Source organism: Rhizobium sp. L43 (assembly GCF_002531725.1).
Classification (GTDB): Bacteria; Pseudomonadota; Alphaproteobacteria; order Rhizobiales; family Rhizobiaceae; genus Rhizobium.
On the sequence record NZ_NWSQ01000017.1, the window covers coordinates 17,296 to 31,257 of the forward strand.

The 13,962-nt window shown below is 62.8% G+C and carries 10 protein-coding genes; 3 read left to right on the forward strand and 7 right to left on the reverse strand.

Annotation, left to right across the window (positions count from 1 at the left end):
* Positions 1-258 precede the first annotated feature (258 nt).
* From CO667_RS22050 to CO667_RS22075, 6 genes are all read right to left on the reverse strand, one after another.
* Positions 259-2,058 (reverse strand): GGDEF domain-containing phosphodiesterase, encoded by a 1,800-nt coding sequence (locus CO667_RS22050; RefSeq protein ID WP_097620384.1) that lies wholly within the window; start codon positions 2,056-2,058, stop codon positions 259-261.
* 157 nt (positions 2,059-2,215) lie between these two features.
* Complete coding sequence (locus CO667_RS22055; RefSeq protein WP_097620385.1) at positions 2,216-4,000, reverse strand: IlvD/Edd family dehydratase; 1,785 nt, start codon at positions 3,998-4,000, stop codon at positions 2,216-2,218.
* Positions 3,997-4,905 carry an NAD(P)-dependent oxidoreductase gene (locus tag CO667_RS22060; protein WP_097620386.1) on the reverse strand — a complete coding sequence of 303 codons (909 nt, stop codon included), beginning with the start codon at positions 4,903-4,905 and terminating at the stop codon, positions 3,997-3,999. The genes CO667_RS22055 and CO667_RS22060 overlap by 4 nt, the downstream gene beginning before the upstream one ends.
* 216 nt (positions 4,906-5,121) lie before the next feature.
* Positions 5,122-8,322 carry a multidrug efflux RND transporter permease subunit gene (locus CO667_RS22065; RefSeq protein WP_097620387.1) on the reverse strand — a complete coding sequence of 1,067 codons (3,201 nt, stop codon included), beginning with the start codon at positions 8,320-8,322 and terminating at the stop codon, positions 5,122-5,124.
* A 118-nt stretch (positions 8,323-8,440) separates the two neighbouring features.
* A complete protein-coding gene (locus CO667_RS22070) occupies positions 8,441-9,631 on the reverse strand; it encodes an efflux RND transporter periplasmic adaptor subunit (RefSeq protein WP_097620388.1) in 1,191 nt (396 codons plus the stop codon).
* Between the two features lie 48 nt (positions 9,632-9,679).
* Entirely contained in the window at positions 9,680-10,492 is an 813-nt protein-coding gene (locus CO667_RS22075) for an alpha/beta hydrolase (RefSeq protein ID WP_097620509.1), read from the reverse strand.
* Positions 10,493-10,645: 153 nt separating this feature from the next.
* Between CO667_RS22075 and CO667_RS22080 the strand changes: the two genes are divergently transcribed.
* Complete coding sequence (locus tag CO667_RS22080; protein WP_097620389.1) at positions 10,646-11,557, forward strand: LysR family transcriptional regulator; 912 nt, start codon at positions 10,646-10,648, stop codon at positions 11,555-11,557.
* A gap of 253 nt (positions 11,558-11,810) precedes the next feature.
* Here the strand turns inward: CO667_RS22080 and CO667_RS22085 are convergent, their stop codons facing one another.
* Complete coding sequence (locus CO667_RS22085) at positions 11,811-12,554, reverse strand: SDR family oxidoreductase (protein ID WP_097620390.1); 744 nt, start codon at positions 12,552-12,554, stop codon at positions 11,811-11,813.
* 119 nt (positions 12,555-12,673) lie between these two features.
* Here CO667_RS22085 and CO667_RS22090 point away from each other — a divergent pair, with 119 nt between their 5' ends.
* On the forward strand, positions 12,674-13,597 hold the full coding sequence (locus tag CO667_RS22090; protein ID WP_097620511.1) for a LysR family transcriptional regulator: 924 nt from the start codon (positions 12,674-12,676) through the stop codon (positions 13,595-13,597).
* 22 nt (positions 13,598-13,619) lie between these two features.
* Positions 13,620-13,934, forward strand: a complete 315-nt coding sequence (locus CO667_RS22095; RefSeq protein WP_097620391.1) for a hypothetical protein — start codon at positions 13,620-13,622, stop codon at positions 13,932-13,934.
* Positions 13,935-13,962 lie beyond the last annotated feature (28 nt).

A 13,962-nucleotide genomic window follows, 5' to 3' on the forward strand; every position in this document is an offset into this window, starting at 1 on the left:
ACTTGACGACGCGTATAATCATTTTTCGATGCAATGCAGAAAGCTTTGTTTCCGGATTACCATGAAACAATGCCGTTGCAAGCTCAAGAAGATTAGTTGCGCGCCAATTGTCTTCCTGCCGCTGCAATAAAACGCCGCGCCGAATAGATACGCCTGCCCGATCCGAAAAGCGGATAAAGCATTTCGGCCGAAATCACTTCCGCAAGCCGGCAAAAACGCTGTTGAAACCGGGGGCAGCGGCGGTCGCCCGCTGACGGATCATCGGGCCGTTCCGCCCATCGCGGTCTTCTGCTTTTCGAGCCCGCTCGCCATCGGTGAGAAAAGAACAGCGGTCTCCGCCGCCGGTGCGGGATAACCGAACGCGTAACCCTGCAGGCCATCGCAGCCAAGCTCGGCCAGCACGGCGGCATGCGCCTCGGTCTCGATGCCCTCGGCGATCACCTCAACGTCGAGCGCCTTGGCGATTTCTACGATCGAGCCCACCACGCGCCGCTGCTCGGCGGAGCTGACGACCTCGGCGATGAGCTGCCGGTCGATCTTCAGCCGCTTCGGCCGCAGCTTGACCAGACCGATGAGCGAGGCGTGGCCGGATCCGAAATCATCGATCTCGATGTCGATGCCCATCTGTTTGATATCGCCGATATGATCGAGCAGTTTGTCGTCGCTGTCGTCGAGGAAAATCGTCTCGACCAGTTCGAAGACGATCACGCCGGGCGGGATGTCGAGTTTCCTCAGCTTGCCGAGCAACGTCGGATCGGCAAGGCGGGACGCCGAGATATTGACGGCGATGCGCGGGACCGCAAGACCGCGCGACGACCAGAACAGCCGGTCTTCCAGAACGCCTTTGAGGATCGCCGCGTCGATCTCCGCCGCAAGCCCGTGCTCGTCGGCGATCTTCAGGAATATCCCCGGGGCGAGCACACCCTTCTCGGGATGTTTCCAGCGCGCCAGCGCCTCGAAGCCGATGACTTCCCGCGTCCGGGCGTCGAGCTGCACCTGATAATAGGGAACGATCTCGCCGCGCTCCAGCCCGAGCTTCAGCTCTTCGGCGAGGCGACGCTTGGCGCGCAGATCCTCCTGCAGCTGCCGAGTGAAGAATTCGACGCGGTTGCGCCCGAGCTTCTTGGCCTGGTAGAGCGCCAGATCGGATTCGGCCAGCAGGTTGCGCGCCCGCCGATCGCCGCTCCAGGAAACGCCGATCGAGGCGCCGGATTGCAGCATCTCCTGACCGAAGCGGATCTTCTTGCGCAGCCGGCGCTGGAGATCCTCGGTAATCAGCTTCAGCTCGGTGAGATCGCTGAAATTGACCAGCACGATGACGAACTCGTCGCCGCCGACGCGGGCGACCATGCCATCGGCAGGAATGGCGGCGGTGATGCGAAGCGCTGCGGCCCTGAGCACGGCGTCGCCTGCCGCATGACCGTGGCTGTCGTTGATCTGCTTGAACAGGTCGAGATCGAGATGCAGCACGCCAAGCGTCGTGATGCTCCTGTCAGAAGGCAGCTCGGTGAGCCGCTTGTCGAGAAGACGTCGGTTCGGCAAGCCGGTGAGATAATCGTGATCAGCGACATGCTCGATGCGTGCATTGCTTTCCTCGAGCGCCAGCGCCCTCGCCTCGGCCACCACCTTCTGCCGCGCCAGCTCCGCGTTGAGCAGAACGTCGGCGGTCACATCCCATTCGGCGCCGATGAAGGAGGGCAGCCCCTCCGCATCCACGTAGAAATGCGCGCGTGAGCGCAGATGGCGGATTTCGCCGCTCGGCAGCACGATCCGAAATTGCGAATTATAGGCGCCCCGTGTGGCAATCGCCTCATCGAAGTCACGTTCGGCCTGCTCGCGATCGTCGGGATGGATCGCGTTCGACCAAAGCAATGCCGGCACCAGACGGCAAGTCTCCCCAGTCTGGTAAAGACGATGCATCTGAGCATCCCACAAGATCCCGTCCTGCTCGATGCTGTGCTCCCAGACACCGATCTGGGATGCATCGAGAGCGAGTTCGAGCCGACGCAGAAGATCCTGAAACTCCCGTTCGGATCGTGTGGCTTTGTTCTCTGGCAACGCGGTCTCAGCCTTAGAAGCTTTGCATAACGGCAATATGGTCTCAAGCCGGCATTAATGAAGCCTTGTTCCGATGACCGAACTAGTGACTAGGTGAACCGTTCGTTACGGCTTCCTCTTTTGGATCAAGGGACTTGCAGTCTCCGGCACCTCAAGATCAGTGGTTATGCCGTGGCGGGTTTTTGGCGATCCGGCGGAATTCCGTCGCCCCCTCCAGCACCGCGCCGTCGGACAATTGCGTGACCGAGCGGCGGTAGATCTGCTGCCACGGCGTCGCATCCGCCGGCACCGGCGGAATACCCTCGCCCTTGCGCCGTTCGATCTCCGTCTCGTCGACCAGCATGTCGCAGCGCCCGTCGTTGAAGTCGATGCGGATGATATCTCCGGTGCGAAGCCAGGCAAGACCGCCGCCGGCCGCACTTTCCGGCGAAGCGTTGAGGATCGAGGGGCTGTCCGCCGTGCCCGATTGACGTCCGTCGCCGATCGTCGGCAGGCTGCTTATGCCGCGTTTCAAGAGATGATCCGGCGGCTGCATGTTGACGACCTCGGCCGAACCCGGCCAGCCGAGCGGCCCGGCGCCGCGGATGACGAGGATGGTATTTTCGTCGATGCCGAGTTCAGGATCGTTGATGCGCCGGTGATAATCCTCCGACCCGTCAAAGACCACCGCCCGGCCCTCGAAGATGCCTTCGCGCCCCGGCTCCTGCAGGTAACGTCGGCGGAAATCTTCCGAGACGACGCTCATCTTCATGATCGCGAAATCGAAGAGATTGCCCTTGAGAACAAGGAAGCCGGCCCGTTCCTTCAGCGGCGTCTGGAATGGCCGGATGACCTCTCGATCAGTGGCCTCGCGCCCTTCGAGGTTCTCGGCCATCGTCCTGCCCGTGATCGTGCGACAGCCGCCGTCGAGCTTTCCCACTTGCAGCAATTCCCACATGATCGCCGGCGTGCCGCCGGCGCGATGGAACCGCTCGCCGAGATAGGCGCCCGCCGGCTGAACATTGGCCAGCAGCGGAATATCGAAGCCGTGCACCTGCCAGTCGTCGGGATAGAGCTCGACGCCGGCGTGTTTTGCCATCGCCGCCAGATGCGGCTGGGCGTTGGTCGAGCCACCGATCGCCGAATTGGTGCGGATGGCGTTGAGGAACGCCGCGCGGGTCAGGATATCCGACGGCTTCAGATCCTCGAAGACGATCTCGACGGCGCGTCGCCCGGTGCGGTAGGCCATCTGGCCGCGTTCGCGGTAAGCGGCCGGAATGGCGCCACAGCCGGTCAACGAAAGGCCGAGCGCCTCGGCCAGCGCATTCATCGTCGAAGCAGTGCCCATCGTATTGCAGTGGCCGACGGAAGGCGCCGAATCGAGCGCAGCCTGCAGGAACTCTTCCCGATCGATCTCGCCTGCCGCATATTTCCGCCGCATCCGCCAGATCACCGTGCCGGAGCCGGCCAGCTCCCCCTCATGCCAGCCGTCGAGCATCGGGCCGCCGGAGAGCACGATCGCCGGGATATCGACCGTCGAAGCAGCCATGATCGCCGAAGGCGTGGTCTTATCGCAGCCGGTGGTCAGCACCACGCCGTCGAGCGGATAGCCGTAGAGGATTTCGACGAGGCCGAGATAGGCGAGATTGCGGTCGAGTGCCGCCGTCGGGCGCTTGCAATTCTCGAAGATCGGATGTGTCGGAAACTCGATCGGAATGCCGCCGGCATCGCGAATGCCGTCGCGCACGCGTTTGGCCAGCTCGATATGCACCCTGTTGCAAGGTGTCAGGTCGCTGCCGCTCTGGGCAATCCCGATGATCGGCTTGCCGGAACGCAGTTCCTCCGGCGTGATGCCGTAATTCATGAACCGCTCGAGATAGAGCGCTGCCATGTCGATATGATCGGGATTGTCGAACCAGTCCTGCGAACGTAGGCGCCGCTTCGGCGAATGGCTGTCCGTCACTGCTTTCCTCCCGGCCGGGCATTCTTCTCTTCGAGATGGAGGAGCAGGCCGCTGTGGTCCTTTTCGCCATTGCCATTGGCGACGAATTCGCTGAATTCGGCATGCACCGCCGCAGTCAGCGGCAGCCTCAGCGACAGGCTGTCGGCCGTCTCCATGGCGGCGTTCAGATCCTTCAGCTGGTTGCTGGACGAACCGCCCGGGGTGAACTGCCGCTCGACCATGCGCTTGCCGTGAAGTTCCAGGATGCGGCTCTCGGCAAAGCCGCCGCGAATGGCGTCGCGGAAGGCTGCCGGCGAGCCGCCGCCCGCTTCGATCAGCATCATCGCTTCGGCAACGGCGCCGATCGTCACCGCGACGATCTGCTGGTTGGCGAGCTTGGCAAGCTGGCCCGCCCCGCTCGGACCGACGCGGGTCACGCGCCCCATCGGCGCAAAGACATCAGCAAGCCCGTCGATCACCTCCTTGTCGCCGCCCGCCATGATCGCCAGCGTACCGGCTTCCGCCCCGACGACACCGCCGGATACCGGCGCATCGACATGAGCGATGCCGCGTTCGGCAAGTCTCACAGAATGGTCGCGGGCAAAATGCGGGGCGATCGAACTCATGTCGATGACGGTAGCGCCAGGCGCCATTGCACCGGCTGCGCCACGGTCGAACAGCACGTCCTTCACCGCCTCGGCATTGGTCAGCATGGTGATGACGACGTCGGCGCCTGAAACGGCATCGATGGGCGTTTCCGCAAGGACCGCGCCGTCTCCCGCCAGTGCTTCGGCCTTGCTCTGATCGCGATTCCAGACGGTAACGGCAAAGCCCGCACCCAGCAGCCGGCGGGCCATCGGCGCTCCCATCAGGCCGGTGCCGAGAAAGGCAATCCGCCTGCCGTCATGACCTCTACTCCCTGTCATTCAGTCCTCCCAACTGTTGTCCGTCTTTGATAGTCCCCTCGCCCCCGGTTGCAAACCGTTTTGACTGGCGCAAAGCACTTTTGTGGCGTGTCCTCAGACAGAGCATGATGTCGTCCGAAAACGGCGCACAGTTTTCGGCATCATGCTCTGAAAACGATACGGGCGAGAACCGAAGTTCCCGCCCGATTTACTCGACAAAGGAAGGTTGAATTCCGTTTATTCCGCCGCGAGCCGGATGACCTCCGCCTCTTCTTCCTTGTGTTCGTCCGGCTTGTGCTGGACGAGCGGACGGTTGCCCGCCAGCCGTCGCAAGAGCACGTAGAAGACGGGCGTCATGAAGATGCCGAAGAAAGTCACCCCGATCATGCCCGAGAAGACCGCGACACCCATGGCCGCGCGCATCTCAGCGCCGGCGCCGGTGGAGACGACGAGCGGCACGACACCCATGATGAAGGCGAGCGAGGTCATCAGGATCGGGCGAAGACGAAGGCGGCTGGCTTCGATCGCGGCCTCCCGCGGCGTCCTGCCCTCGAACTCCAGTTCGCGGGCGAATTCCACGATCAGGATCGCGTTCTTCGCGGATAGGCCGACCAGCACCACCAGACCGATCTGAGTGAAGATATTGTTGTCTCCACCGGTGAGCCAGACGCCGGTCAGTGCGGCCAGCACGCCCATCGGCACGATCATGATGATCGCAAGCGGCAGCGTCAGGCTTTCATACTGGGCGGCCAGCACCAGGAAGACGAGCAGCAAGGCCAGCGGGAAGACGACGATGCTCGAATTGCCGGCAAGGATCTGCTGATAGGTCAGATCCGTCCATTCGAAGTCGATGCCCGCCGGCAGGGTCTCGTGAAGGATCTTCTCGATTGCCGCCTGCGCCTGGCCGGACGAGAAGCCCGGTGCAGGACCGCCGTTGATATCGGCAGCGAGGAAGCCGTTGTAGCGGTTCGCACGCTCCGGACCGGTGCTCGGCTCCACCTTCAAGAGCGCCGACAGCGGGATCATCTCACCCGATGCCGAACGGACCTTCAACTGGCCGATATCTTCCGGCTGGGCGCGGAATTTCGCATCGGCCTGCACACGGACGCTGTAGGTGCGGCCGAAGGCGTTGAAGTCGTTCACATAGAGCGAACCGAGATAGATCTGCAGCGTCTGGAAGACGTCGGTGACGGAAACCCCGAGCTGCTCGGCCTTGGCGCGGTCGAGATCGGCATAGAGCTGCGGCACGTTGATCTGGAAGCTGGAGAACAGCCCGGCAAGCTCCGGCGTCTGGTAGGCCTTGGCAAGAACGGCCTTGGTCGCCTCGTCGAGCGCCTGGTTGCCGAGGCCGGCACGATCCTCGATCTGCAGCTTGAAGCCGCCCGTCGTGCCGAGACCATTGACCGGCGGCGGCGGGAACATGGCGATGAAGGCATCCTGGATGACGCCAAACTTCTGGTTCAGCGCCATGGCGATCGCCCCGCCCGAAAGGTCAGGCGTCTTGCGCTCCTCGAAGTCCTTCAGCGTCACGAAGACGATGCCGGCATTGGAGGAGTTGGTGAAGCCGTTGATCGATAGGCCCGGGAAGGCGATAGCATTGGCAACGCCCGGCTGCGCCAGCGCGATGTCGGTCATGCGCTTGATGACGTCTTCCGTGCGGTCGAGACTTGCGGCATCCGGCAACTGGGCGAAGCCGATCAGATACTGCTTGTCCTGCGACGGCACGAAGCCGCCGGGGACCGTCGTGAACAGGCTGTAGGTCGCGCCGACCAGCGCCAGATAGATCACCATGACGATACTTTTGCGCGACAACAGCCCACCCACGCCCTTGCCGTAGGCATTCGAGCCCGCGCCGAAGACACGGTTGAAGCCGCGGAAGAACCAGCCGAAGATGGCGTCCATGAACCGCGTCAGCCAATCCTTCGGCTGATCATGGCCCTTCAGCAGAAGGGCTGCCAGCGCCGGAGACAGCGTGAGTGAGTTGAAGGCCGAGATGACGGTCGAAATTGCGATCGTCAGCGCGAACTGGCGATAGAACTGACCCGACAGGCCGGAGATGAAAGCGAGCGGCACGAAGACCGCGACGAGGACCAGCGCGATCGCGACGATCGGACCGGAGACTTCCTTCATCGCCTGGTAGGTGGCAGCCCGCGGCGACAGGCCATGTTCGATATTACGCTCGACGTTTTCGACCACCACGATCGCGTCGTCGACGACGATACCGATCGCAAGCACCAGTCCGAACAGACTGAGCGCGTTGATCGAGAAGCCGAAGACATACATGACCGCGAAGGTGCCGATGATCGATACCGGAACAGCGATCAGCGGGATGATCGAGGCGCGCCACGTCTGCAGGAACAGGATGACGACGAGGACGACGAGCGCAATGGCCTCGAGCAGCGTGTCGATGACCTTCTCGATCGAGGCCCGCACGAATTTCGTCGTATCGTAGACGATCTCGTATTTGACGCCCTCAGGCATGGCGAGCTGCAACTGATCCATGGTCGCGTTCACATTGTCCGCGATCTCGATCGCGTTCGAACCCGGCGCCTGAAGAACGGCGACGGCGACGGCCGGCTTGCCGTCGAGCAGCGAACGCAGCGTATAATCGGCAGCACCGAGCTCGATGCGGGCGACATCGCGAAGGCGGGTGATCTCGCCATTGGCGCCCGTCTTGACGATGATGTTGCCGAACTCCTCGGGCGTGCGCAGGCGGCCCTGGGCATTGACGTTGAGCTGCAGGTCCACACCGGGCTGGCTCGGCGATGCGCCGATGATACCGGCGGCGGCCTGGATGTTCTGGGAACTGATCGCGCTGCTGATGTCGCTAGCGGCAAGATTGTGCTCAGCGGCCTTTTGCGGGTCGATCCAGACACGCATGGAATAGTCGCCGGCGCCGAACACCTGCACCTGACCGACGCCTGCGATGCGGGCGAGCCGATCCTTGACGTTCAGGGTCGCGTAATTGCGAAGATAGGTGATGTCGTGACTGTTCCCGTCGGAGACGAGGTTGACGACCATGATGAAGTTGGGTGAGCTCTTGACCGTCGTGATGCCGAGCGAACGGACTTCCGCCGGCAGGCGCGGTTCGGCCTGGGAAACGCGGTTCTGCACGAGCTGCTGCGCCTTGTCGGGGTCGGTGCCGAGCTTGAAGGTGACGGTGACGTTGAGCACGCCGTCCGATGTCGCTTGGCTGGCCATATAGAGCATGCCTTCGACGCCGTTGATCTGCTCTTCAAGCGGCGTCGCCACCGTTTCGGCGATGACGCTTGGGTTGGCGCCGGGATAGGTGGCGCGCACGACGATCGACGGCGGCACGACCTCCGGATATTCGGAAATCGGTAGCGCGCGCAGGCCGATCAGGCCGGCAACCAGGATGAGGACCGAAAGAACGCCGGCAAAGACCGGGCGGTCGACAAAGAATCTGGAGATGTTCATATCAAAGCCCTCTCCGGGGTGAACATGGATGCAACGTCCCTCTCCGGCGGTTTGGCAGCCGCCGGCGGGTCATGTCATTTCGGATATCGGCCCTCCCCGAGAGGGGAAGGCGAAGTCTTTACTGCGCGGTCGCGACCTTCTCTTCCATCTGAGGCGCGACGACTGCGCCTGGACGGATGCGCTGCAGACCGTTGACGACGATCTTCTCGCCGACGTTGAGGCCGCCTTCGACCACCCGCTGACCGTCAGCCACTGTGCCGAGCTGGACCTGCCGATAGGCGACCTTGTTCTCGCCATCGACGACGAAGACGAACTTCTTGTCCTGGTCGGTGCCGACGGCGCGGTCGCTGATGACGATCTTGTTCTCGGCCTTCGGCTGGCCCATGCGCACCCGCACGAACTGGCCGGGGATGAGACGCCCGCCCGGATTGTCGAAGACGGCGCGAACGCCGATCGTGCCACTAGCGGCATCGACCTCGTTGTCGATCAATTGCAGCTTGCCCTTGATCGGCGTGCCGCTGTCGGTCAGCGTGCCGACCTCGACCGGGATCTCTTCGACGGGAGGCAGGGCGCTGTCCGTCTGCGGAAGCTGGGCGAGCGCCCGCGTCACCATCTCTTCGCTGGCATTGAAGCTCGCATAGATCGGATCGACCGAAACGAGCGTCGTCAGCGCCGGCGAGGCCGACCCGGCCGCCACAAGGTTACCGGCGGTCACCTCGATCTTGCCGATACGGCCGGACACTGGAGCCCGCACCTCAGTGTAATCGAGATCGAGCTGGGCCGACTGCAGTGCGGCCTGCGCCGAACGCAGCCCCGCCTGGGCCTCGGCCAGAGTGCTCTGCCGCTGATCGAGATCGCTCTGGGAGATGGTGCGGTTGTCGGAAAGCCTGCGGCCGCGATCGAGTTCGGTCTGCGCCAGGCTGACCTTGGCTTCGGCCGAAGCGACCTGGCCTTGCGCCTGCGCTACGCTCGCCTGGTAGGGAGCCGGATCGATGGTGAAGAGCAGATCGCCCTGCTTCACCAGCGCCCCTTCGCGGAAAGCCACCGCCAGGATGGCGCCCGCGACGCGCGAACGCACCTGCACGCGGTCGACCGCTTCGAGACGGCCGGAGAAATTTTCCCAGGCCGTCACGTCGCGCGCCGCGACGACGGCAACCGTCACCGGCACAGCGGGAGCCTGTGCGGGGACCGAAGCGGCCGTGGCGGTCGTGCTCATCGGCAATTCGAAAAACAATGCGGCCCCGGAAACGGACGCAATAAGGCCTAAGCCGGCGCCCACTAGGGCCCAGCGCTTACTTCTGGACGTCATCAGTGCTCTCCTTGCGGCCCCCAAGGCCGCCGAAATATCAGGTCTTCTTCAATGCAATTGCGGTTGGACGCTTACGTCTCGAAGGAAGCTTCCGAAATGGCGGGTGACGTTTTCCTGCCAGTCGGGCACTCCGTCGGATTTCCCACCATAAATCGAGGGCCAGCCCGTCCCGGCGGGAAGAACATGCTGGCGCACACCGACACCGGCCTTTTTCAGGCGGGCACCGTAACCAATCGTTTCGTCGTGCAGCGGATCGTCCTCCGCTGTGAATATCAGCGCCGGCGCGACGCCTGAAATACGCGAACAGAGGCAAGGCGCGGCATAGGGGTGGCAGCCGCCGCCGCTCAGATAGTGGCTCCAGCCCTCCGTCCAGCGCCGGCGCATGCCGATGGCTTCCGCCTTGCGGATCGAGGACGTGCCCATGAACGGATCGAGCAGCGGCGAAATCAGGACCTGGCCGTCGAGCGCATCCGGCATCTGGTCGCGCGCCTTCAGCGCCACGCCGGCGGCAACATTGCCGCCTGCCTCTTCGCCGGCGACGAAGAGCAGCGACTTGCGGTCACCGAGACCGGCGCGTTTGTTGGCGAGATAGCTGAAAACCGAGAAGGCGACTTCCAGCGCCTGCGGAAACAGATTGCCGGAAAGGCTGCTGTAATCGGCGGCGACGACGATGGCCCCGGCCTTGGCGAGGCTGATTGCCACCGGCCGGTCGACGTGTCTGTCGCTGTCGAGAAAGGCGCCGCCATGCAGGTAAAGCACGATGGGCGGACCCTTGCCGTAATCGGCGCCCTGGTAGATGCGTGCGGAAACGGGGCCGATGGCCACCTTATCCAGCATCATATCTTTCCATTCCACCGTCATGCTTCCGGTCTCTTCTGAGCAGATAACGTCTGCCGCTTGCATTTTGCATAAAAAAGATATTGTTATTCCAACCAAGGAATAAGAAGCTATATCGCGATAACACTGTTCCAGATCTCGAACAATGTTGCAACGCAAACTGCGGATTTCAAACCGATGGATCAGCTCTCGGCAATGCGCGTCTTCATTCGCGTCGTGGAGACGGGCAATTTCACCCGCGCCGCCGACATGCTCGCCATGCCCAAGGCGACGGTGACCAATCTCATCCAGGGGCTGGAGGCGCATCTGCGCACCAAGCTTTTGAATCGGACCACGCGCCGGGTGATGGTGACCACCGACGGCGCGCTGTATTACGAACGCGCGGCCCAGATCATTTCGGAACTGGAGGAACTTGACGGCAGCCTCTCCAATTCGCAGAGCCTGCCGAGCGGGCGGCTGCGCGTCGAGATGGCCGGCGCTTTCGCCGATTGGATCGTCGTTCCCGCACTCTGCGATTTCTATCAGCGTTATCCCGATATCCGTATCGACCTCGGTGTCGGCGACCGCACGGTCGATTATCTCGCGGAAAATGTCGATTGCGCGCTGCGGGCCGGCACGCCAGCCGACCAATCGCTGATTGCCCGACGCGTCTCCGAAGTCGAGATGATCACCTGCGCCTCGCCGAGCTACATCCAGAAATTCGGCATGCCCGAGCGACCGGAGGATCTGGAGACCGATCATTACTCCGTCAACTATTTTCGCGCCCAGAACAACCGAACGCTGCCCTTCGAATTTCGCCGGCACGACGAGGTGATCGAGAGCAGTCCGCGTTACATCGCCTCGGTTAACGACAGCCGCACTTATCTCACAGCGGCGCTGACGGGTCTCGGCATCGCGCAGGTGCCGATCTTCATGGCGCGTGAGCCGATGGCAAGGGGTGAACTCGTCCGCGTGCTGCCGGAGTGGCGCCGCGATCCGCTGCCGCTCTACGTCGTCTACCCCCCGAACCGCCACCTCAGCAACAAGGTCCGCGTCTTCGTCGACTGGCTGGTGAAGCTTCTGGCAGAGGCAAGACTGAACGACGGCTGAGCGCTAAAACAAATACGGCCCGGAAGGCAGGGGAAACCTTCGACGGGCCGCAATTTACAACTTTGAACATCAAGCCTGTCGCACCGCAGATGGGCGCGGCAGGCTCTGGAGGTTCGGAAGAGAGCGGCAGGGAATTCCACTCTCTCGCGATAAGACAGATATACGCACTCCCCGCAGGATTGTAAGAGAAAACTCCACAATCATGTTCACATAATCGCGATGGCGCCGGCCTGGAAACCGCCGCCGGTCTTCGTCAGATCATCCCGCCATTGGCGCGCAGCGTCTGGCCGTTGATCCAGCCGCCGTCCGGGCCGGCGAGAAAGGCAACCGCAGATGCAATGTCGTCGGGCGTGCCGAGGCGTTCCAGCGGGTTCATCTTCGCCATGCGGGCGATGAGTTCGTCCGATTTGCCGTTGAGGAAAAGATCGGTGGCCACAGGGCCGGGCGCGATGGCGTTGACGGTGATGTTGCGGCCGCGCATCTCCTTGGCCATGATCGCCGTCAGCGTTTCCACCGCAGCCTTGGTGGCAGCGTAGACGCCGTAGGTTTCGAGCTTCAGACCGACGACCGAGGTCGAGAAATTGATGACCCGGCCGCCGTCGCGCAGGCGCTTGGCCGCTTCCCTCAGCGTATTGAAGGTGCCCTTGAGATTGACGTCGATCTGGCGGTCGAAATTGGCATCGTCGGCCTCGGCAAGCGATGACAGCATCATGATGCCGGCATTGTTGACGAGCACGTCGACACCGCCGAAAGCGGTTTCCGCAGCATCGAACATGTGGCGGACGGCTTGCGCCTCGCTGACGTCGGCCTTGGCCGTCAGCGCCTTGCCGCCGGCCTGCTCGATCTCCCCGGCCAACTCCTCGGCCAGAGCCGCATTGCCGGAGTAGTTGATGACGACGATGAAACCGTCCCCGGCGAGGCGTTGAGCGACTGCCGCGCCGATGCCGCGGGAAGCGCCGGTGATGAGTGCCACCTTGCCATTTGCGTGGGAAGCCATTGTCTTTCTCCTTCATCCTGCGCCGCAGCGCGTTTTCGATGAGGAGAAGATGCGCCTTTTCCAAAGGCGGATAATCAGGCATTCTTTGGCATCACTATCCGGGAATGGCGAACAAAAAGATGGACAGATTTGATGCCATGCGGGTGTTTTGCCGTGTCGTGGAACGCCGCAGCTTCACCCTGGCTGCCGAGGATACCGGCCTGCCGCGCTCGACCGTCACCGATGCGGTCAAGCAGCTCGAAGCCCGCCTCGGCGTGCGCCTGCTCCAGCGCACGACACGCCATGTCAGCCCGACGCTGGACGGCGAAGCCTATTACCAGCGCTGCCTGTCGATCCTTGGAGATATCGAGGATGCCGAAGGCGCTTTTGCCGGCGCCAGGCCGAAGGGCCTGCTGCGCGTCGATGTGCACGGCACGCTTGCCCGCCATTTCGTTCTGCCGAGCCTGCCATCCTTCCTGGAGACTTATCCCGAGATCGAATTCTACATAAGCGAAGGCGACCGGCTGGTCGATCTGGTGCGCGAAGGCATCGATTGCGTGCTGCGCGTCGGCACGCCCGGGGATAGCGACATGGTCATCAGGCGCGTCGCCATGCTCGACGAAATCACGCTGGCCTCTCCCGCCTATATCGCCACCCATGGCCTTCCGCAGCATCCGGATCGGCTTGCCGGCCATCGCATGGTCGGCTTCCGCTCCAGCAGCACCGGCGGCCTGCTGCCGCTCGAATTCATCGTCGACGGCACGGTGCGTGAGATCACCATTCCCGCTACCGTCGCCGTCAACGCCGCCGAAAGCTATATTTCAGCGGCGAGGATGGGCCTCGGCATCATCCAGATCCCGCGCTATCACGCCGAAAAGGACCTTGCCGAAGGGACACTGATCCATGTGCTTAAGGATTTTCCGCTGACCCCGACACCGGTTTCCCTGCTCTACCCCCGCAACCGCCAGCTGTCGCCGCGCGTGCGCGTCTTCATCGATTGGCTGGTGAAGGTCTTCGCTCGACAAAATTCCGAAAACGCGCTTCATTACAACGCGCTTTCCTAATATGCGCTTAGGGGGAACGGCCGTGGCACTCAGCGATATCACCGTCTACCAGACGGAAGACGGCTTCGTCGTCGAATTCGGCGGCGAAGGCGAAGACAGCATTGCCGTGACGCTGCGGAGCACGCCTGAGCTGACGGCGGAAAACGCCGTCTTGCGGGCCAAGGCGCTGCTTGTAGCGGCAATCGAACCGGTCCATAGCAACGGCGCGCGCAGCAAGGATCCCGCTTTGCTCGAAGAAGAGCTGGAGGAGGGCCTGGAAGACTCCTTCCCGGCAAGCGACCCGGTCTCGGTCACATCACCCTCGATCCCGATGCGCGATCCGCATGCCGGCCGCTGACGCCCGTCGCCAAAAGCGTCAAGCGGTT